Here is a 21,064-nt window from a genome sequence, read left to right as displayed (position 1 = left end):
CGATCTTTTGATCCTGTTTTTAAAACCAACATCAAAAGATCGCAGCCTGCGGCAGCTCCTACAGGGATTCGGCAATTTCCGCGATTTTGCGGGGGATCGCGAGGCCGGAGGCTTTCAGGAGTTCCTGGGTGTAGGGGTGTTGCGGTGCGGCGAAGATTTCCCGTGAAGAGCCTTGCTCCACAACCTTGCCATCCTTGATCACCATCAAGTCATGCGCCAGCGCATGCACCACCGCCAGATCATGGCTGATGAACAAATACGTCAGCCCATGCCTGATCTGCAATTGGCGCAACAACGCCACCACCTGCTTCTGCACCGTACGATCCAGCGCCGAAGTCGGTTCATCGAGCAGAATCAACGCCGGTTCCAGCACCAATGCGCGGGCGATGGAAATGCGCTGGCGCTGGCCACCGGAAAACTCATGGGGGTAACGATGGCGGCTTTGCGGATCGAGGCCGACTTCCTCCAGCACGCGAATCACTGCGGCCTCGCGCTCGGCTTCAGTGCCGATGCCATGGGTCAGCAAGCCTTCGGCAATGATCTGCTGCACCGACATCCGTGGGCTGAGGCTGCCGAACGGGTCCTGAAACACCACCTGAATCTGCCGCCGCAACGGCCGCATCAGACGCTGGTTGAGCAGGCTCAGTTGCTTGTTGCCGAAACGGATATTGCCCTCGGACTCGACCAGTCGCAGGATCGCCTGACCCAGCGTCGATTTGCCTGAACCGGACTCGCCAACAATCCCCAAGGTCTTGCCCCGTTGCAGGGTGAAACTGACGCCGTCCACCGCTTTGATGTAATCCTGCTGGCGACTGAACAACGCCTTGGGCAGTGGAAACCACACCTTCAAATCATCGACTTCGAGCAGGTTGTGCTCAAACTCACTCGGCACCGGTGCACCACTCGGTTCAGCCTCGATCAACAAGCGGCTGTAAGGATGCTGCGGTGCGCGGAACAGCGCTTCGCAATCCGCCTGCTCGACGATTTCGCCTTGGCGCATCACGCACACCCGCTGCGCGATGCGCCGCACCAGATTGAGATCGTGACTGATCAGCAACAGCGACATGCCCAGGCGTTGCTGCAACTCGATCAGCAGCTCAAGAATCTTCTGCTGCACCGTGACGTCGAGCGCCGTGGTCGGCTCGTCAGCGATCAACAGTTCCGGCTCATTGGCCAGCGCCATCGCAATCATCACCCGTTGCCGCTGCCCACCCGAAAGCTGATGCGGATAGGCTTTCAAGCGCTGCAACGGCTGGCGAATGCCGACCAGTTCCAGCAGCTCCAACGTGCGTTCACGCGCAGCGCGGCCCTTGAGGCCTTTGTGAATCTCCAGCACTTCGCTGACCTGCCTTTCCACCGTGTGCAACGGATTCAGCGAAGTCATCGGCTCCTGGAAAATCATCGCAATGCGGTTGCCGCGCAAGCCACGCATTTGTTGCTCGCTGGCGTGCAATAAATCCACACCGTTGTAGCGGATCGTGCCGCTGCTGCTGACGTTCTTGCCCGGCAACAAACGCAGAATCGAATGCGCCGTCACCGACTTGCCCGAGCCGGATTCACCGACCAGCGCCAGGCATTCGCCACGGCGGATATCCAGGTTCAAACCGTGCACCACTTCCTGCCCGGCGAAGGCGACGCGCAGGTCGCGAATTTCAATCAGGTTGTCGTTCATGTCAGCTCCGGGGATCAAGATCGTGGATCAAATGCATCACGGCAAGCCTCACCAATAAAAACCAACAAAGACAAAATCAGCGCCAAGGCAAAAAACGCCGTCAGCCCCAGCCACGGCGCTTGCAGATTGCGCTTGGCCTGACCGATCAGTTCGCCCAGCGATGCGGTGCCCGCCGGCATGCCGAAGCCGAGAAAATCCAGCGCAGTCAGCGTGGCAATAGCGCCGGTCAGAATGAACGGCAGGTAGGTAAGGGTGGAGGTCATCGCGTTGGGCAGGATGTGCCGACACATCAGCTCGTTGTCGGTCAGACCCAGTGCTCGCGCGGCTTTGACGTATTCCAGATTGCGCCCACGCAAAAACTCGGCGCGCACCACATCGACCAATGCCAGCCAGGAAAACAGCGCCATGATCCCCAGCAACCACCAGAAACTCGGCGAGACAAACCCGGACAAAATGATCAGCAGGTACAGCACCGGCAGCCCCGACCAGATCTCCAACACGCGCTGCCCGAGCAAATCGACCCAACCGCCGTAATAACCCTGCAACGCCCCGGCAACGATGCCGATCAGTGCACTGATGCCGGTGAGAATCAGTGCAAACAGAATCGAAATCCGCGTGCCGAAAATCACCCGCGCCAACACGTCGCGCGCCTGATCATCGGTGCCCAGCCAGTTGCTCGATGACGGCGGACTCGGTGCCGGTTCGCTAAGGTCGTAATTGACCGTGTCATAGCTGAACGGGATCGGCGGAAAGAGCATCCAGCCGCCCTGATCCTCGATCAGCTTGTGTACATAACTGCTGGCGTAATCCGGTTGAAACGGCAGCTCGCCGCCGAAATCGGTTTCCAGGTAATCGCTGAGGATCGGAAAGTAAAAGCCGTCGTGGTAACGGATCACCAGCGGCTTGTCGTTGGCGATCAATTCACCGCCCAGACAAATCAGGCACAGACCGATAAACAGCCACAACGACCAGCGTCCACGGCGGTTGGCCTTGAACTGCGCCACGCGGCGCTGGCCGAGAGGGGAAAGAGTGAACATCAGGCAGTCCTCGCCGAGAAGTCGATGCGCGGGTCGAGCAGGGTGTAGCAGAGGTCGCCGATCAGCTTGATCAACAGGCCGAACAGGGTGAACAGAAACAGCGCGCCGAACACCACCGGGTAGTCGCGCGACACCGCCGCTTCGTAACTCATGCGGCCGAGGCCGTCGAGGTTGAAGATGGTTTCGATCAGCAGGGAGCCTGCGAAAAACACCTCGATCAGCGCCGACGGCACACCGGCCACCACCAGCAACATCGCATTGCGAAACACGTGGCCGTAAAGCACGCGGCGCTCGGTCAAACCCTTGGCCCGCGCGGTGATCACGTACTGGCGGCTGATCTCGTTGAGGAAGCTGTTCTTGGTCAGAATCGTCAGCGTGGCGAAACCACCAATCACCAGCGCCGTCACCGGCAGCACCAAGTGCCAGAGGTAATCGCCGAGCTTGCCCAGCGTGCTGAGGCTGTCGAAGTTATCCGAGACCAGCCCTTGCACCGGGAACCAATTGACGTAGCTGCCGCCGGCGAACACCACGATCAGCAGAATCGCGAACAGGAACGCCGGCATCGCATAGCCGATGATGATCGCCGTGCTGCTCCAGACATCAAACGCGCTGCCGTTCTTGATCGCTTTGCGAATGCCCAGCGGGATCGAAATCAGGTAAGTGATCAACGTCGCCCACAAGCCCAGCGACAGCGACACCGGCAGCTTCTGCACGATCAGGTCGGTGACCTTGGCGCCACGAAAGAAACTGCTGCCCAGATCCAGCTGCGCGTAGTTTTTCAGCATCAGCCACAGGCGTTCGTGCATGGGTTTGTCGAAGCCGTAATGGTGTTTGATTTCCTCGATCAGCGCCGGGTCGAGACCACGGCTGCTGCGCCCGGCGCCGCCAATCGCGGCGACCTCGCCACCGCCGCCCATGCTGTGCCCGCCGAAGCCTTGCAAGCGGGCAATCGCCTGCTCGACCGGGCCACCTGGCGCGGCCTGCACGATCAGAAAATTCACCACCAGAATGCACAGTAGCGTGGGGATGATCAGCAGCAAACGTCGACTCAGATAACGCAACATGTCACTGGCCTCCCGCGAGTTGGCTGTGCATCTGCTGGCTGGTCAACGCCTTGTTCGACACCTCCCACCAGGTGTTGAGGCCTTCGTCGTAGGCCGGTTGCACGGGCGGCATGCCGAAGCGGTTTTGATACACCGTTGGCGTGCCTTTGGAGTAGTAGTTGGGAATCATGTAGTAACCCCATTGCAGCACCCGGTCGAGGGCGCGGGCGTAATGCACCATGGCTTCGCGGGTGTTGGCCTGCACCAGCCCGTCGATCAGTTGATCGACCGCCGGATTGGCCAGCACCATCGAGTTGGAACTGCCAATTTGCGTGGCGCTTTGTGAGGCATACAGGCTGTACAACTCGCGGCCGGGGGAGACGATCGGATCGCCGCTACGGGGGAAACTGGTGACGATCATGTCGTAGTCACGGGCGTTGAGGCGGTTGACGTATTGCGCCGAATCGATACGGCGCAGATTGAGGGTGATGCCGATCTGCGCGAGGGTGCGCTTGAACGGCAGCAGCATGCGGTCGAAGCCGCCCTGACCGTCGAGGAAGGTGAACTCCAGAGGCTCGCCGGCAGCGTTGACCAAACGATTGTGTTGCGGCGTCCAGCCGGCCTCGGCGAGCAGTTTCAGCGCTTGCAGTTGCTTGTCGCGGATATAGCCGCTGCCATCGGTTTTCGGCGCTTCATACACGGTCGTGAAGACCTCGTCGGGGATCTGCCCGCGCAGCGGTTCGAGGATTTTCAATTCCTCGGCATCAGGGAGAGCGGTGGCGGCCATTTCACTCTTCGGCCAGAAGCTGTTCTGGCGTACATAGAAGCCGCGCATCATCTGCTTGTTGGTCCACTCGAAATCCCACAGCAGGCTGATCGCCTGACGCACGCGGCGATCCTGGAAAATCGGGTTCTGCAGGTTGAACACAAAGCCTTGGGCGGCGGTGGGTTTTTCCGGGGCCAGAATCGACTGCTGCAAACGGCCGTCGCGCAACGCCGGGCTGTCGTAACCGACCACGTAACCGGAGGAGGAAAACTCGCGGTTGTAGTCGAACGCGCCGGCCTGCAACAGCTGCCGGGCGACGTCGGTGTCGCCGTAGAAATTCACCGTGAGGGTGTCGAAGTTGTACATTCCGCGACTCACTGGCAGGTCTTTGCCCCACCAGTCCGGATCGCGTTGAAAACTGATGCTGCGCCCGGCGTCGACCTTGCTCACGCGGTACGGGCCGCTGCCCAGTGGTGACTCGAAACCGCCGCCGTTGGCGAAGTCGCGGGTTTGCCACCAGTGTTCGGGGACCACACGCATGGTCGCCAGGTCCAGCGCCAGGGTGCGGTTGAGGTTGTTCTTGAAGGTGAAGCGCACCTGTCGTGGGCCTTCGATCAGCACGTCCTGGACGTCGGCGTACTGCTGGCGATAACTCAGGCTGCCCTTGGTCATCAGCAGGTTGAAGGTGTAGCGCACGTCTTCGGCGGTGATCGGTGTACCGTCGGCGAAACGTGCTTTTGGATTGAGGGTGAAACGCACCCAGAGTCCATCGGGATCGCGTTCGATCTGCTGCGCGACCAGTGCGTAAACGGTGTAGGGCTCGTCAAGCGAACGGAACGCCAATGGCGAATACACCCAGTCGTTGACTTGCACCACGGAAATGCCCTGATCGGCGTATGGGCTGATGTAGTTGAACCCGCCGATTTCCATCGACGCACGACTGAGCGAACCGCCCTTGGGCGCCTGCGGATCGACGAAATCGAAATGCTGGAAGTTCGCCGGATACTTCGGCGCCTCGCCGTACACCGTCAGCGCATAACTGCCAGCGGCCAGCGCCGAAGTGCCGGTGCACAGCAAAGCACTGCCGAGCAGCAAAGCAGCCATGTTGCGCAAAAAACTCATGAAATCACTCCCAAAAACCCTTGAATGGTCACGGAACCCTTGTGGGAGCTGGCTTGCCAGCTCCCACAAGGGTTTTGCGGTGCACGTTCTTTAGAAGTGGTACGTCATGCGCGCAAACAAGGTGCGGCCCAGTGGGTCGGTGTAGCGCGGGTCATAGCCGCTCTGGAAGTTGTAGGCCTGGTTGGAGAACGGCGGGTTGCGGTCGAACATGTTCTTCATCCCGGCATCGACATCCAGCACCTTGTTGAAGGTGTAACCGGCCGACAGATCCCACACCGAATACGACGCAACGGTTGCATGAGTGTCGCGGTCGTAATCGTTGTAGCCGGTGGTGAAGCGGTTGGTCAGCGACGCCCGCGCCGCACCGAAGGTCCAGCTGCCGGTGAGGTTGTGTTTCCAGCGCGCGATCACGCCGTCACCCTGGAAGTCGCCGACCTTGTCGGTGAACGGGCCTTTGATGGTGCTCTGGAAGTCGTACTCGTCAACGTAAGTGCCTTGCAGCCCCAGACCGAACTGGCCGTACGGCGTGTTCGGGAAGCGATAGTCGAGCGACACATCGATACCGTTGGTTTCGACGATGCCAAGGTTGGCGTTGCCGGTAACGATGTAATTGAGCGTGCCGTCGGCGTTGCGCACGAAGCGATCCGGGTAGGAGCCGGCCTGATCAAACACGGTGGATTCCGGGAATGGCTGGATCTGGTTGGAAATGTGAATCCACCAGAAATCGAGACCCACCGAGAGGTTGTTGATCGGCTGATAAACGAAGCCCAAGGTCACGTTGCGGGCCTTCTCCGGGGCCAGATCCTGGTTGCCGCCAATCTGGTTGAGGAACTGCTGACCGCAATCGCGGCCGCCGTTACCGCCGGGTTGCACCACGCCGCCGGTACACAGCACCGGGTCGTTGTAGTAGCCCTGGGTAAAGGTGATGCTGTTGGGCGAGTACAGCTCGTACAGCGACGGCGCGCGGAAGCCTTCGCTGTACGCGCCGCGCACCACCAGCTCTTTCAGCGGCTGATAACGGAACGAATATTTCGGGTTGGTGGTGCTGCCGAAGTCGCTGTATTTGTCGTGGCGCACGGCGGCGGACAGTTCGAGGCTGTCGAGCACCGGCACGTTGATTTCCGCGTAGGCGGCTTTCACGCTGCGGTCACCTTCGACACTGCCGTTGGGGTCGATGCCGAGACTCTGGATGTCACCGGCGAACGCCTCGAAGTCCTGATGGAATTTCTCTTTTCGGTATTCACCGCCGAGCGCCAGACCGGACGGACCGGCACCGAACCAGTCACCGATTTCACGGCTGATGCGCCCGTCAAAACCGGCCACACGGCCAACAGCGGTGGAATAGGCGCCGTGGTAAGCCGCTTGATCGATGTATTGCTGACCGGCGGCGGACTGCGGCCCGAACGGGTTGAGCAAACCGCTGGCCAGACCGTCGATCATCGCCTGATCGCTGACAAAGCCATTGGTGACGCTGGAGACGATTTTGTTCTGGTTGTACGAGGCGCCGACGTTGTAATCCCAACCGCCGACCAGACCATCGAAGCTGAGCAAGAAGCGCTGGCTGGTGTTCTGATCTTTCGACTCACGCGGACCGGCAGCGGTTTCTCGCCAGTTCACATCGACCGGTTGGGTCGGGTCGAGGGTGAAGTCGGTCGGCCCCGGTGTGATGCCGTTGCCAGGGTAGTAGGGCGACGAGCCGTCGAGGCTCAGACCGGTCAGCGGTGCAGGGCCGATCGAGGTGGCGTTGTTGTTGCGCGACCAGAAGTATTCGAGATTGACGTTGTGATCGTCGGCCAGTTTGCCGGTGGTCTTGCCGAAGAACGAAGTCTTCTCGGTCTGCGGCACCAGGTCGATGTATTCGCGGGTACTGAAGCGGCACAGGCCGTCGCGCGCCACCAGGTTCGGCCCGTTGCAATTGCTGTTCGCCAGCGGGTTGGTGGCGTTGCCGTTCTGGCTATAGTTGCCGGGGAACGCGGTGCCGGAGGTCTGATCCAGACCTCGACCGGGATCGTAGTCACGGGCGAAGGAGCGATCGTTGGCGTCGAGGTTCTGCTGCTTGTTGTAGTTGAACACGCCGAGGACGTTGAAGCGGTCCTCCTCCAGATCACCGTAGCCCCAACTGGCGCTCATGTCCTTGGTCGCACCGCCGCCGCTGTGGGTCGGGGTTTCGCCGCCGAGGGTCAGTTGGCCGTCGGTCATGGATTTCTTGGTGATGAAGTTGATCACGCCGCCGATGGCGTCGGTGCCGTACAGGGCCGAGGCACCGTCACGCAGCACTTCGACGCGCTCGATGGCGGCAAACGGGATCATGTTCAGATCCACCGCGCCGCCGGCCGAGTTGGTGCCCGACAAGGCGTTGTTGGCCAGGCGGCGACCGTTGAGCAAGACCAGCGTCTTGTTCGCGCCGATGCCGCGCATGTCGGCGAACGAAGCGCCGCCGGTGGCTGCACCGACCGAGCCGGCGCTGTTGTTCAGCGACTGGCTGCCGGTAATGCGCTGGACCAGTTCGGCGGTGGTGGTCACGCCCTGTTTGCGCAGCTCGTCAGCCTTGAGAATGGTGATCGGCACTGCGGTTTCCGCATCGACCCGGCGAATCGCCGAACCCGTCACTTCGACCCGTTGCAGTTGCGTGGTCGGTGCTACTACTGCGGCTGCAGCGGGCACGGCGGCGTTGTCGTCCTCGGCCGCTTGCACGGTCCCGGCGCCCATCCCCATGGCCACCAGATACAACGGAACAAAACGGTGGCGAGAAATCGTGGCCACCAAAGGTTTGAGCGTGAAGCGTGGAGTGTTCATCAGCATGGTTATTTCCGACTTTTCAGACGTTATCGAATTGGCCTTGTGAGCCCCTCATTGCTCCGCTTTCGGTGATACCGCGTGCGGAAAACCACTTTCTTCAAGCAAGCCGATCCCCTCCGAAGACGCGTGGCGTTTTTCGGTCGGCTGGTTGCGACAGGATTCAGCGGGCGGTGGCGGGCGCGTCTTTCACTGCGCGCCCGGCACCGTACTCAGTGGGTGGTCATCACCGAAATCTTGGTAATGCCCGAGCGTTCGATCGACGCCATGGCCTTGGCTACTTGGCCGTAATTGACGGCGGAATCGGCCTGCAACTGCACGCGCACTTCGGCATCCTTGGCCTTGACCTCCTTGAGGCTGGCTTCCAAAGATTCCGGGGCCAGCTCGGTCTTGGCCAGATAGAACTTGCCGTCCTGATCGACGCTGACCACCACCGGATCCTTTTTCTCGGCGGGGGCGACGGCGTCGGTTTTTGGCAGATTCACTTTGATCGCGTTGGTCATCAGCGGCGCGGTGACGATGAACACCACCAGCAGCACGAGCATCACATCGACCAGCGGCGTGACGTTCATTTCGCTGAGCACTTCATCGCTGTCTTGAGTAGAGAACGACATCAGCTGGCCTCCCGCACGGCGGCTGTGGTTTTGCTGGCGATGGCCTGACGGCTGATGGAAAACGCGCTGCGCGAAGCGAGGGCGTCGAAGTCGTGCGCGAAGTCATCCATGTCCGCCGAAGCGAGCTTCAGACGACGCAGGAAGAAGTTGTAGATCAGCACCGCCGGCACCGCGACGGCGATACCCACACCGGTGGCGATCAGCGCGTGACCGATCGGCCCGGCGACCGCTTCAAGGCTGGCCGAACCGGTTTCTCCGATGCTTTTCAGCGCTTCCATGATGCCCCACACGGTGCCGAACAGACCGATGAACGGCGCGGTGCTGCCGATACTGGCGAGGATTGCCTGGCCGTTTTCCAGCGAGCGGCGTTCCTTCTGGATCTGCTGGCGCAGGTTGCGTTCCAGGCGATCCGAGCGGTTGATGGTGTGCGCCAGTTGTTGCGTGGTGCGCGGCGAATCCTCCACCAGCAACGCTTCGAAACCGCTGCTGGCGATGCGCGCCAGTGCGCCCGGATACTGGCTGGCGTGTTCGGCGGCGGTGAGCAGATCCGGCGCGCCCCAGAAGGCTTTGCTGAACTGTTTGTTCTGCGCTTTCTGGCGCAGGTACTGCGCCGACTTGACCAGCAGGATCGCCCAGCTGAGCACGGAAAACAGCACCAGACCCCAGAGCACGCCGGGGACAATCATCGAAGACAAATCGTTCATGGTGATACCTCGCTTGCGTTATTCGGTTGTGCGTTGATTGAGCGTTCGGTTATTGCGGCAATTTGAAATCAATGGTCTGCGTGGCGAAGCCGTCGATCGGCGTGTCACCGCGTTTGGCCGGGATAAACTTCCAGTTCTTCACCGCGGCGACGGCGGCGTCATCCAGTTGCGGCTTGCCGCTGGATTTGGTCACCGTCACTGAACCGGCGCGACCGTTGGCCAGCACCTGAATGCGCAGCACCACACTGCCTTCCCAGTTGCGCCGCAGCGCCAGCGACGGGTATTCCGGCGGCGGGTTGCCGAGGCTGGCGAGTCCGGAAACGGCTGCCGACTCCTTGACCGGGCCTGGCGCGGCGGCAGGCGCTGGCGGCGCGCTCGGGGTGGCCGGTGCAGCGGGTGCAGCCGGTTGTGCCGGCGCGGGTGGGGCTTTCGGTGGCTCGACCTTTTTTACCGGTTTTGGCTTCTCGACCGGTTTCGGTTTTTCGATTGGTTTGGGCTTCTCCACCGGTTTGGGTGGCGGCTTGACCGCGTCCTCGTCTTCCACCGGTTGTTCAGGTTCCGGCGGGGGAGGCGGCGGTGGCGGCGGCTCGGGCGTGGGCGGTGCCGGTGGCGTCGGGCTGGTCAGCTCGACGGTCATTTCCGGGATCTGTGGCGGTGTCGGCAGCGGCTCGGTTTGCGATTGCTGGAGAAACCACCAGGCACCGACATGTATCAGCGCCGACACAGCGACCAACAAGACCATTTGCTGTTTGTTCAAACCACCGGGTTGCGAGGTATTGGCTTTAAACGCCGGCCTGCCCGGTGGCGGCGGAACCGGTGCTTGCCGCAACGGCCCCGGCAGGGTTCTGTGCTTTACCGCATCGTTCATTAAAGCTCCCTCGGGTTGATGAAGGGCAATAAGGTGCCGTCCGAATATCCAGGAGATATTCGAGTGAGTGGGTGCAACTTTCTTCAAGGTGTGCAGAAGCCGATAGTTGAACTATCCGGTTAACAAGGCTTGTGCAAACTTACTGGCTTGGCGCCATTGACTTCGTCGGTTCATTACCCATTCCCTGGTGTTGTTCTATATGTAGGAGCTGCCGAAGGCTGCGATCTTTTGATTCAGTTCTTTAAAGATCAATATCAAGATCAAAAGATCGCAGCCTGCGGCAGCTCCTACAGGAGTGTTCGGTTTGTGTTTTGCAACCGCTGTGCCAAATGTTGCTGGAATGTAGGTGGGTTATTTCATTGATGTTACCCATGTCGCATTTATATAAGTTTTGTTGGCTGCCTTGTTGAACTTCGGCGCATACAGCCCCGTCGCCCCGTACGCCGAGGGTTTTTGATGGGCGAGTCTGGCCGTGCGCTCTATCTCGCGGATTGGCGAGGCAGAGCGGCTGTTCTCGTGTCGGTCGGGGCACTTGCTGGTGCGCGGCGGACTGATTTGGTGCGGGTCAATGTTTTAGCGGGTCACGGGGTGTGTTCCTTGTTCTTGTTTAAATGAAATCAATACTTCGATCGTTGCTTAGTTACAGTCGCTGGTGCGTTTTTGGTGCAAATAAAAAGCAGCTGAAGTTATTGTCTGACAATTCAGCTGAGGGCCGATTAATACATGGCTTGCGCAATGATAATCAGCGTTGTATTTAAAAAATAAATAATACGCTGTGCTCGGCGAATAACTCATCGGCCAACACAGTGGTGGTCAGTTGGGTTCAGGTAATACAGTAAACGCGCAGGTGGCCGGTGCTGTTCAGGTGAACTCGGCTGTTGGCGTAAAGAGAAGCGAAGGCAGTGATGCGGCAGAACGATTGAAGATTCACGCGGTGAACTCCTTGTTGCCAGCTCGGATACACGAACTTTTGGTTCGGTATCGCACCTTACAAGAACGCGGATAGCGTTCGATGATTGCTCTTGGTGCGGGATGGGCACCGCCAGCGCTGTTTTGCGAGGATTGAATTCGCAAGTCGCGAGTGCATGGGAAAAACGTGCCAAAACCGATACACACGCAGAATTTTTCTACACCGGGCCTGCCACCATCTACCCTTGGCAAAGGCTTAATTCGGGGGATTGGCTATGTACCAGCTCTACGGGCACAGGAATTCGGGCGCAGCCGCGATTGAAGCGGCGCTGGAGTTGTGCCAGATCGCCTACCGTTTCATCGACATCGAAGCCAGTACCGAGGCCGCGGAAGCGCTGGCCAAACTCAATCCGCTTAAACAGATTCCAACCCTGCAGTTGCCCGACGGCAGCGCCCTGACCGAGAGCGCGGCTATTCTGATTCACCTCGGCTTGACGTTTCCACAATCGGGCCTGCTGCCGGTTGAGGCGGCTGATCGAGACCAGTCGATTCGCGGCATGGTCTACATCGTCAGCAACTGTTATGCGGCGATCGGCGTCATCGATTACCCCGAGCGCTGGCTGCTGATGCCCGACGAAGCGTCGCGGCAAAACCTGATGGCCGGCGCGCGTGAGCGTTTGCACTGGAGTTGGGAGGTGTTTGCCGACCAGTTCTCCGCCGAGTTGTACCTGGATGACGAAACACCGGGCGCGCTTGATGTGCTGGCGGCGGTGGTGACGCGCTGGGCGGGGAGCCGCGAGCATCTGCGCCAGACGCGGCCGGGCTTCTATGCGTGGCTACAGAGAATCGATCGACATCCGGTGTTGGCACCGGTGTTCGCCCGGCATTGGCCAGCCTGAACCCACCACGCAAAAAAATGTAGGAGTGAGCCCTGTGGCGAGGGGATTTATCCCCGATGGGGCGCGAAGCACCCCCAAAGAAACAGGGCCTGCTGCGCAGTCCATCGGGGATAAATCCCCTCGCCACAGTGTTTTTGCTATTTATTCTCCGCGGATGTATTGCTCCAGCTGTTTGATCAGCTCGGCCTGCTCGGCAATCGCTTCCTTGACCAGGTCACCAATCGACAGCAGGCCGATCAGCTTGCCGTTCTCCACCACCGGCAAGTGCCGTAGGCGTTTGTCGGACATGATGCCCAGGCACGTATCGACGGTCTGATGGGTGTCCACGGTGATCACGTTCGCCACCATGATGTCGCGTACCGGTGTGCCCACCGATGAGCGGCCATGCAGCACGAGTTTGCGCGCGTAGTCCCGTTCGCTGATGATGCCGACCACTTTATCGTCTTCGACCACCAGCAAGGCGCCGACGTTTTTCTCGGCCATCTTCATCAGCGCTTCGAGCACCATGTGATCAGGTTTGATCTGGTGCACTTCCTGATTTTTCTGATCTTTGAGCTTGAGCAGTTGGGCGACGGTCTTCATGGCGGTTACTCAGGTGTTGTCGTTGTTATCCAAGCATCGTAGACGCAAGCGCGCAGGGCAAGGTGGCAAAGCGGCAGATAACACGCAAAAAACGTCATTTCCAAACAAAATGCCCATCACCCGATGAAAGATGAACCTCTGTGGCGAGGGGATTTATCCCCGTTGGCCTGCGCAGCGGGCCCAAAAACAGACAACCGGGTTTTCCTGATACACCGTGTCGGATGGTTTTGGGGCTGCTTCGCAACCCAACGGGGATAAATCCCCTCGCCACAGATAAATCTTCTCATCACAGATAAACCCTCTCATCACAAAGTATTCCAAACTGAAAACGCGGGCGCTGGAAGGGCAGCGTAGAATGCCCCTCTGTTTCAGTACCCGAGGTTGCAGTGGTGGATTTACCGCAGGGCTTCGTCCTGACCCGGCATTGGCGTGATACGCCGGCCGGCACCGAAGTCGAGTTCTGGCTGGCGACCGACGCCGGGCCGCGCCGTGTGCGCCTGCCGCATCAGCCGTCAGTGGCGTTTATTCCCGCCGAACAGCGCGCAGCGGCCGAACGCCTGCTGCACGACGAAAAAAACGTCGAACTGCGCCCGTTGGCCCTGCAGGATTTCGAACATCGTCCGGTACTCGGCCTGTATTGCCAGCAACACGGGCAGTTGATGCGCCTGGAGACCGCGCTCAATCGCGCCAGTGTCGACGTCTACGAAGCGGACGTGCGCCCACCCGAACGCTACCTGATGGAGCGCTTCATCACCGCGCCGGTGTTTTTCAGCGGCACCGCCGATGCTGACGGCATCCTGCACAACGCCCACCTCAAGCCCGCGCCCGATTACCGGCCGAAGCTGCGGCTGGTCTCGCTGGACATCGAAACCACCGAAACCGGCGAGCTCTATTCAATCGCCCTCGAAGGTTGTGGCGAGCGTCAGGTGTACATGCTCGGCGCGCCGAACGGCGACGCCAGCATTGTCGATTTCGACCTCGAATACTGCGACTCGCGCACTGTCATCCTGAAGAAACTCAACGAGTGGTTCGCCCGCCACGACCCCGACGCGATCATCGGTTGGAACGTTGTGCAGTTCGATTTGCGCATCCTCCACGAACACGCCCGGCGCCTAGGCGTGCCGCTGAAAATCGGCCGTGGCGGCGAAGAAATGCAGTGGCGTGAACACGGCAGCCGCAATCACTACTTCGCCTCGGCGGCGGGGCGGCTGATCATCGATGGCATCGAGTCGCTGCGTTCGGCGACCTGGAGCTTCTCGTCATTCAGTCTGGAAAACGTCGCCCAGACCCTGCTCGGCGAAGGCAAGGCCATCGACAATCCGTACCAGCGCATGGACGAAATCAACCGCATGTTCGCCGAGGACAAACCGGCGCTGGCCAAGTACAACCTCAAGGACTGCGAACTGGTCACGCGGATCTTCGCCAAGACCGAACTGCTGACCTTCCTGCTCGAACGCGCCAGCGTCACCGGGTTGCCGGCGGATCGCAGCGGCGGCTCGGTGGCGGCGTTCACGCATCTGTATATGCCGTTGATGCACCGACAGGGTTTTGTCGCGCCGAACCTTGGCACCAATCCACCACAGGCCAGCCCCGGCGGCTTCGTCATGGACTCGCAGCCGGGGCTGTACGAATCGGTGCTGGTGCTCGATTACAAGAGTCTGTACCCGTCGATTATTCGAACGTTTCTGATCGACCCGGTCGGCCTGATCGAAGGCTTGCAACACCCCGACGACGCCGATTCAGTGCCGGGTTTCCGTGGCGCACGCTTCTCGCGCACCCGCCATTGCCTGCCGTCGATCGTCTCGCGCGTTGCCGAAGGCCGTGAGACCGCCAAGCGCGAGCACAATGCGCCGCTGTCGCAGGCACTGAAAATCATCATGAACGCTTTTTACGGTGTGCTTGGTTCCAGCGGTTGTCGCTTCTTCGATACGCGGCTGGCCTCGTCGATCACCCTGCGCGGTCACGAAATCATGCTGCGCACGCGCCAGCTGATCGAAGAGCAGGGCCACGCGGTGATCTATGGCGACACTGATTCGACGTTTGTCTGGCTGCGTCGCCAGCATGGTCAGGACGAAGCGGCGAAGATCGGTCAGGCGCTGGTCAAGCACGTCAACGACTGGTGGCGCGAACATGTACGCGATGAATATGGCCTGGAAAGCGCTCTCGAACTGCAATTCGAAATCCACTACAAACGCTTCCTGATGCCGACCATTCGCGGCGCAGAGGAGGGCAGCAAGAAGCGCTACGCCGGTCTGGTCACCCGCGCCGATGGCAGCGATGAAATGGTCTATAAAGGCCTGGAAACCGTGCGCACCGACTGGTCGCTGTTGGCCCGGCAATTTCAGCAGGAACTCTACGAGCGGATCTTCCAGCGCAAGCCGTATCAGGATTACGTGCGCGACTATGTGCGCAAGACGCTGGCCGGTGAGTTCGATGATCGGCTGATTTACCGCAAACGCCTGCGCCGCACCCTCGACGATTACGAACGCAACGTGCCGCCGCATGTGCGCGCGGCGCGCTTGGCTGACGATTACAACGCGCAACACGGACGGCCACGGCAATATCAGAACGGCGGCTGGATCAGTTACGTGATCACGTTGGCCGGCCCCGAGCCACTGGAAGTGCGCCGCGCGGCCATCGATTACGACCACTACATCACCCGGCAACTGCAACCGGTGGCGGACGCGATTCTGCCGTTTGTCGACGACGATTTCTCAACCCTGATCGGTGGGCAACTGGGCCTGTTTTGAGTCGAGCAGTTGCAACGTCCATTCATCGAGAATGCCGTGGAAGTAGCGTTCCAGTGCTTGCGAGAACAGGCTGCCGTCGGCAGTGAACTGGGCAAACAGCGTCATCGAAGAGTGAAATTTCAGGTCATCGGGATGGCCGAAAATCTCCGCGATGGAACGCTGGCGTACATTCAGCACCAGTTGCGTGCACGTGCGTAAGCGGGCGCCGAGCAATTCATGCTCGAGATAGGCCTGCGCTTCCTCGGCCGAGCCGATGGCGAAGCGCCGGGACATTTCACTGCCGCCCAGACCCGCGAACTGCGGGAAGATGAACCACATCCAGTGGCTGCGTTTGCGGCCGTCTTCGAGTTCGCGTTGCACCCGTTCGAACACCGAATCCTGGGCCAGCACGAAACGCTGAAGGTTGAAGGGATCCAATTGATCTGTGCTTCTCATCGCGAAGCCCTCGCCAGTCGGCGGCTCAGACCATGGCCAGCCGCTGCTTGCGTTGTGGCGCTTGAAACGCCTGGTCCAGCGCCGCCAGATCCCCGGCCTCCAGTTGCAGCTGCGCCGCTTGTGCATTGAGTTGCACGTGTTCGGGTCGCACAGCCTTGGGAATCGCAATCACACCATCCTGACGCAGAATCCACGCCAGCGAAACCTGTGCCGGGGTCACGCCGTGACGAATGGCAATCTGGTTCAGCACCGGTTCAGCCAGCATGGCGCCGCCCTGACCGATCGGACAGTAGGCCATCAATGGCATGCGCTGGTGTTGGCACCACGGCAGCAAATCGAATTCGATACCGCGTTCTTCGAGGTTGTAGAGCACCTGATTGGTGGCGCAGGCCGAACTGGAGAGTTCTTCCAGGTCGTCGACGTCGAAATTCGACACACCCCAGCGGCCGATTTTGCCGTCCTCACGCAGACGTTCGAAGGCTTCGACGGTTTCTTCCAGTGGATACTGGCCGCGCCAATGCAACAGATAGAGGTCGATGTAATCGGTGTCGAGCCGGCGCAAGCTGCGTTCGCAGGCCTGCGGGATGCCTTTGCGGCTGGCGTTGTGCGGGTAGACCTTGCTCACCAGAAACACTTGATCGCGCAGACCGGCAATCGCTTCGCCGACCACCGATTCGGCACCGCCCTCGGCGTACATTTCAGCGCTGTCGATCAGGGTCATGCCCAGCTCGATGCCGGTGCGCAGCGCCGCCACTTCACGCTTGTGCGCCGAACGATCCTCACCCATGCGCCAGGTGCCCTGGCCAATCACCGGCACCTGCACGCCGGCCAATTCGAGGGTACGCATGCAAACCTCCTTGCTGAATGTGTCGATACCTTTTAGTGGGCAGCAGGATAGCTCAGGGGTTCCGAAAGCTTCCAGATCAGGAGTCTTTATGAAGTGGCTGAAATACATTGTGGCGAGGGGATTTATCCCCGCTGGGTTGCGAAGCAGCCCCAAAACCATTCAGCGCGGAGTATCAGTTAAACCGGGTTGTCTGATTTTGGGCCCGCTGCGCAGGCCAACGGGGATAAATCCCCTCGCCACAGGTAACTCAACTCATCACAGGGGGGAGGCGGGTTATTTTGCGGTGAATTTCAGTATCACGCTGTGGGCATAGGTCTGCCCCGGATCGAGGCGGGTACTCGGGAAGTTAGGCTGATTCGGTGAATCCGGATAGTGCTGAGTCTCCAGGGTAAACGCCCCCCAGTGCGGATAAACCTTGCCACCCTTGCCCTTGACCGTGCCGTCGAGGAAGTTGCTGGTATAGAACTGCACGCCCGGTTCCGTGGTGAACAACTGCAGAACGCGACCGGACTGCGGATCACTCACTTCAGTAGCAACTTTGCCGATATCGCCCTTGGTATCCAGCGCCCAGTTGAAATCGAAACCACCCTGTTTCGGCTCAGCAAATTTCAACTGCTCATGATCAGCCTTGATATGCGTGCCAATCGCCGTCGGTTTGGTGAAGTCCATCGGTGTCCCGGCCACTGGCGCCAATTCACCGGTCGGGATCAGTTTTGCCGTCACTGGCGTGTAATGGCTGGCGTACAGGGTCGCGACCTGCTTGAGAATGTCGCCATTGCCGGCGCCGGCGAGGTTGAAGTAGCTGTGGTTGGTCAGGTTGAGCACCGTCGGTTTGTCGGTGTTGGCTTTGTAGTCGATGCGCAGTTCGTTGCTGTCGGTGAGGCGATAGGTGACTTCGGTGGTGAGATTGCCGGGGAAGCCCATTTCACCGTCTGCCGACAGATAGGTCAGGGTCACGCCGACGGAATCCTTGTCCTTGGTTTCCTGCGCTTTCCAGACCTTTTTGTCGAAGCCCAGCGTGCCGCCGTGCAGCGCATTGGTCTTGTCGTTCTGCGGTACTTGATAGCGCTTGCCGTCGAGTTCGAACGCACCCTCGGCCAGGCGATTGCCGAAGCGGCCGATGGTTGCGCCGAAGTACGCAGTGCCTTTCTGATAGCCCTGCACATCGTCGAAACCGAGCACCACGTCGTCGAACTTGCCGTGCTTGTCGGCGACTTTCAGCGATTGCAGGGTCGCGCCGTAGGTGATGACGGTGGCTTGCATGCCATGGCTGTTGCGCAGGATGTATTGCTCGACGGGCGTGCCGTCATTGGTTTTGCCGAAGGCTTTGTGTTCGGCGGTCAGGCCCGCCGCTTGGGCGGAAAGGGTGGCGATCATCAGGGACAGTCCGAGGCCGGAGAGCAGGTGACGTGATTGAAGCATGGTTGACCTTCCTTCTTGTTGTTGTTTTCAAAAACGGCGCGATCCCGTGTAGGAGCTGCCGAAGGCTGCGATCTTTTGATCTGGCTTTTGAAAATCAAAGTCAAAAGATCGCAGCCTTCGGCAGCTCCTACATGGTAACTAGTCATGCTATTTGTGGGTGTAGTGGAGATTTATAGCTGATGAATCGTTTATTTCAATAATAAAGACTGACTAAATGATCCAAGGGAAGTCGCCGGAAGTCGGCTGATTGCCTGCCGCACTGCACTTTTTCGCAATCGGTGGCTCTATCCATGGCCAAGGATGCGGTGACTCCCGCCGCACAGGAATGTCCCTGTTCGAGAATTCATGCCCAGAGCTTTTGACCTGATCACTGCGTTTGTCCGTCGCCCGTGCCTGTTGCTTGCCTGTCTGTCGTCGCTGTTGTTCAGCGGTTGTAGCCATCAGGACGGCAACGGTTTTTTCAACCAGATGCGTGAGGGCAAACCGCAGGAATTCTTGCAGACCAGCGTCGACCGCATGGCCACCCTGGCGATGCGCGACAACCTCAACAGTCTTTACCGCTTGCAGGCCAAGCTGTATTTGCGCAACCCGGACGAGTTGCGCAAGTCCGGTTTTCTCAATATCCATGCCGCCGTGAAACAGGTGCGGCTGGCCGTCGAGCAGCAACAGCCGCTGCCGGTGCTGGGCGGGCGCAAGGACCTCGCAGCGCTCAGCTATGCAATGAGCCCGGAGTTTCTCGGTGATCGTGTCGGCGCGTTCATCTATGCCATCGGCAGCATGCTGGTCACCGCCCACGGCAATCGCACCGAGTTCTACATGACCGATGCGATCAATCCGACGTTCGTGCACAACGCCGCACGCAATATCGAAAAAGCCACATGGATTTTGTCCCAGCGGCAGAACACCGCCGGCCAGCCGCTGCTGTTTTCCAACGAGATCTCGGAGGAGGGCAGCAACCTGAGCTTCGCCACCGAGTTCGGTAAAATCGTCGCGCGCCTGGACCTGATCACGCAGATGCTCGACGAGCGTTACCGGCGCATCGGCCTCAACTACGCGCAGAGCCTGCTGTTCCTGAATTTCCTGCCGGTGCAGTAACCATCCGCGATGGTCTGCAAACATCTTTCCCCTGTAGGAGCTGCCGAAGGCTGCGATCTTTTGATCTTGCTGTTTATAAGGTCAAAAGATCGCAGCCTTCGGCAGCTCCTACAGGGATTCGGCGTTTTGTCAGTCCTTACGGTGTGGGTGGCGTGGCACGGGGATAAGTTGTATACAATCATCCGTCATAATTGAGTCAAAATGGAGCCGCCCCTGTCATGACCGACCCCGCAAGCGCCGATTTCAGCCGCGTCGACCCGACCGTTCGGACGGACAAATTACCCTACGCCGCGTTGCTGGCCTTCGCCATGACCGGTTTTATCGCCATCCTCACCGAAACCCTGCCGGCCGGGCTGCTGCCGCAAATTGGCGCCGGGCTCAACGTCAGCGAAGTGCTCGCCGGGCAACTGGTGACCCTGTATGCGCTGGGCTCGATTGTCGCGGCGATTCCCCTGACCGTCGCCACGCGCGGCTGGCCGCGGCGGCGGGTGCTGTTGATGACGGTGGGCGGGTTTCTGCTGTTCAACACGGTCACCACGTTCTCCAGCCATTACGGCCTGACCCTGGCTTCGCGCTTTCTGGCCGGGATGGCGGCGGGGTTGTCGTGGGGAATCATGGCCGGTTATGCGCGCGGCATCGTTCCCGTGCATCAACAGGGGCGGGCGCTGGCGATTGCCATGCTCGGCACACCGGTGGCGCTGTCGCTGGGCACGCCGGCGGGCACGTGGCTGGGCAATTTGATCGGCTGGCGCGCGTCGTTCGGGATCATGTCGGCGCTGGCTCTGGTGCTGGCGGCATGGATCGTCATCGCCGTGCCGGATCGTCCGGGGCAATCCAGCGAGGAGCGTTTGCCGCTGCTCGAATCGCTGCGCCTGCCGGGCGTGCGTCCCGTACTGTTCGTGGTGCTGACGTGGATGCTCGGGCACAACATTCTCTATACGTACATTGCGCCGTTTTTGATGCAGGCCGGGCTGTCCGACCGGGTCGATCTGGTGCTGCTGGTGTTCGGTCTGTGTTCGCTGGGCGGCATCTGGATCATCGGTCTGCTGGTGGATCGCTGGTTGCGCTGGCTGACGCTGATCAGCCTCGCGGTGTTTGCACTGACGGCGCTGGTGCTGGCGCTGGCTGCGCCGTCACCGCCGATGATTTATGCCTGCATGGCGGTGTGGGGCTTGTCGTTCGGTGGGTCGGCAACCTTGTTGCTGACCTCGGCAGCGGACTCGGCCGGCGAACATGTCGACGTGGTGCAAGCAATGCTCACCACCTCGTGGAATGTCGCGATTGCCGGGGGTGGCCTGTTTGGCGGGTTGTTGCTGGATCGGGCCGGGGCAATGTCGTTTCCGTGGGCACTGCTGATTCTGTCCCTGATCGCCTTGGCCACCGTGTGGATCAACAGCCAGCACAGCTTCAAACCCGGCCGCCGCCAGCACTGACAACACACCTCTGTAGGAGCTGCCGCAGGCTGCGATCTTTTGATGTTGTTTTTTAAGATCAAAAGATCGC

At 59.9% G+C, this 21,064-nt stretch carries 16 protein-coding genes; 4 read left to right on the top strand and 12 right to left on the bottom strand.

The features are described from left to right. Window positions 1-58: 58 nt before the first annotated feature. The 8 genes from PMI37_RS21600 to PMI37_RS21565 all read right to left on the bottom strand — a co-directional run bounded on the left by PMI37_RS21600 (window position 59) and on the right by PMI37_RS21565 (window position 10,622). A complete protein-coding gene (locus tag PMI37_RS21600; RefSeq protein ID WP_008084949.1) occupies window positions 59-1,672 on the bottom strand; it encodes an ABC transporter ATP-binding protein in 1,614 nt (537 codons plus the stop codon). A 14-nt stretch (window positions 1,673-1,686) separates the two neighbouring features. Next, window positions 1,687-2,709 carry an ABC transporter permease gene (locus tag PMI37_RS21595; protein WP_008084946.1) on the bottom strand — a complete coding sequence of 341 codons (1,023 nt, stop codon included), beginning with the start codon at window positions 2,707-2,709 and terminating at the stop codon, window positions 1,687-1,689. Then, entirely contained in the window at window positions 2,709-3,773 is a 1,065-nt protein-coding gene (locus PMI37_RS21590; RefSeq protein WP_008084944.1) for a microcin C ABC transporter permease YejB, read from the bottom strand. Before PMI37_RS21590 ends, PMI37_RS21595 begins: the two co-directional genes overlap by 1 nt. A gap of 1 nt (window position 3,774) precedes the next feature. Next, on the bottom strand, window positions 3,775-5,640 hold the full coding sequence (locus tag PMI37_RS21585) for an extracellular solute-binding protein (protein ID WP_008084942.1): 1,866 nt from the start codon (window positions 5,638-5,640) through the stop codon (window positions 3,775-3,777). A gap of 90 nt (window positions 5,641-5,730) precedes the next feature. After that, window positions 5,731-8,442: a TonB-dependent receptor gene (locus tag PMI37_RS21580; RefSeq protein ID WP_008084939.1), complete on the bottom strand. Its 2,712-nt coding sequence runs from the start codon at window positions 8,440-8,442 to the stop codon at window positions 5,731-5,733. Between the two features lie 206 nt (window positions 8,443-8,648). Continuing rightward, window positions 8,649-9,050 carry an ExbD/TolR family protein gene (locus PMI37_RS21575; RefSeq protein WP_007918272.1) on the bottom strand — a complete coding sequence of 134 codons (402 nt, stop codon included), beginning with the start codon at window positions 9,048-9,050 and terminating at the stop codon, window positions 8,649-8,651. Continuing rightward, complete coding sequence (locus tag PMI37_RS21570; protein WP_371924613.1) at window positions 9,050-9,736, bottom strand: MotA/TolQ/ExbB proton channel family protein; 687 nt, start codon at window positions 9,734-9,736, stop codon at window positions 9,050-9,052. The genes PMI37_RS21575 and PMI37_RS21570 overlap by 1 nt, the downstream gene beginning before the upstream one ends. 67 nt (window positions 9,737-9,803) lie before the next feature. Then, window positions 9,804-10,622, bottom strand: coding sequence for an energy transducer TonB (locus tag PMI37_RS21565; RefSeq protein WP_008084934.1), 819 nt, complete (start codon window positions 10,620-10,622; stop codon window positions 9,804-9,806). Between the two features lie 1,184 nt (window positions 10,623-11,806). On the opposite strand from PMI37_RS21565, the gene PMI37_RS21560 reads away from it, so the two are divergent. Next, window positions 11,807-12,430 carry a glutathione S-transferase gene (locus PMI37_RS21560; RefSeq protein WP_008084933.1) on the top strand — a complete coding sequence of 208 codons (624 nt, stop codon included), beginning with the start codon at window positions 11,807-11,809 and terminating at the stop codon, window positions 12,428-12,430. 141 nt (window positions 12,431-12,571) lie between these two features. Here the strand turns inward: PMI37_RS21560 and PMI37_RS21555 are convergent, their stop codons facing one another. Then, complete coding sequence (locus PMI37_RS21555) at window positions 12,572-13,012, bottom strand: CBS domain-containing protein (protein WP_008084932.1); 441 nt, start codon at window positions 13,010-13,012, stop codon at window positions 12,572-12,574. Between the two features lie 389 nt (window positions 13,013-13,401). On the opposite strand from PMI37_RS21555, the gene PMI37_RS21550 reads away from it, so the two are divergent. After that, window positions 13,402-15,762 carry a DNA polymerase II gene (locus PMI37_RS21550; RefSeq protein WP_162130784.1) on the top strand — a complete coding sequence of 787 codons (2,361 nt, stop codon included), beginning with the start codon at window positions 13,402-13,404 and terminating at the stop codon, window positions 15,760-15,762. On the opposite strand, the gene PMI37_RS21545 is transcribed toward PMI37_RS21550, so the two are convergent. The 3 genes from PMI37_RS21545 to PMI37_RS21535 all read right to left on the bottom strand — a co-directional run bounded on the left by PMI37_RS21545 (window position 15,727) and on the right by PMI37_RS21535 (window position 18,466). Further along, on the bottom strand, window positions 15,727-16,197 hold the full coding sequence (locus tag PMI37_RS21545) for a DUF1810 domain-containing protein (RefSeq protein ID WP_008084928.1): 471 nt from the start codon (window positions 16,195-16,197) through the stop codon (window positions 15,727-15,729). The genes PMI37_RS21550 and PMI37_RS21545 overlap by 36 nt on opposite strands. A gap of 25 nt (window positions 16,198-16,222) precedes the next feature. Beyond that, complete coding sequence (locus PMI37_RS21540) at window positions 16,223-17,044, bottom strand: aldo/keto reductase (protein ID WP_008084925.1); 822 nt, start codon at window positions 17,042-17,044, stop codon at window positions 16,223-16,225. A gap of 273 nt (window positions 17,045-17,317) precedes the next feature. Next, entirely contained in the window at window positions 17,318-18,466 is a 1,149-nt protein-coding gene (locus PMI37_RS21535; RefSeq protein WP_008084922.1) for an aldose epimerase family protein, read from the bottom strand. 345 nt (window positions 18,467-18,811) lie between these two features. Between PMI37_RS21535 and PMI37_RS21530 the strand changes: the two genes are divergently transcribed. Then, window positions 18,812-19,561 carry a hypothetical protein gene (locus tag PMI37_RS21530; protein WP_008084920.1) on the top strand — a complete coding sequence of 250 codons (750 nt, stop codon included), beginning with the start codon at window positions 18,812-18,814 and terminating at the stop codon, window positions 19,559-19,561. Window positions 19,562-19,779: 218 nt separating this feature from the next. Next, complete coding sequence (locus tag PMI37_RS21525; RefSeq protein ID WP_008084918.1) at window positions 19,780-20,994, top strand: MFS transporter; 1,215 nt, start codon at window positions 19,780-19,782, stop codon at window positions 20,992-20,994. Window positions 20,995-21,064: the final 70 nt, after the last annotated feature.

The sequence above is a fragment of the Pseudomonas sp. GM80 genome (assembly GCF_000282515.1).
Taxonomy (GTDB): domain Bacteria; phylum Pseudomonadota; class Gammaproteobacteria; order Pseudomonadales; family Pseudomonadaceae; genus Aquipseudomonas.
Note: the sequence above shows the minus strand (reverse complement) of the source record. Positions and strands in the feature narration are given on the sequence as shown.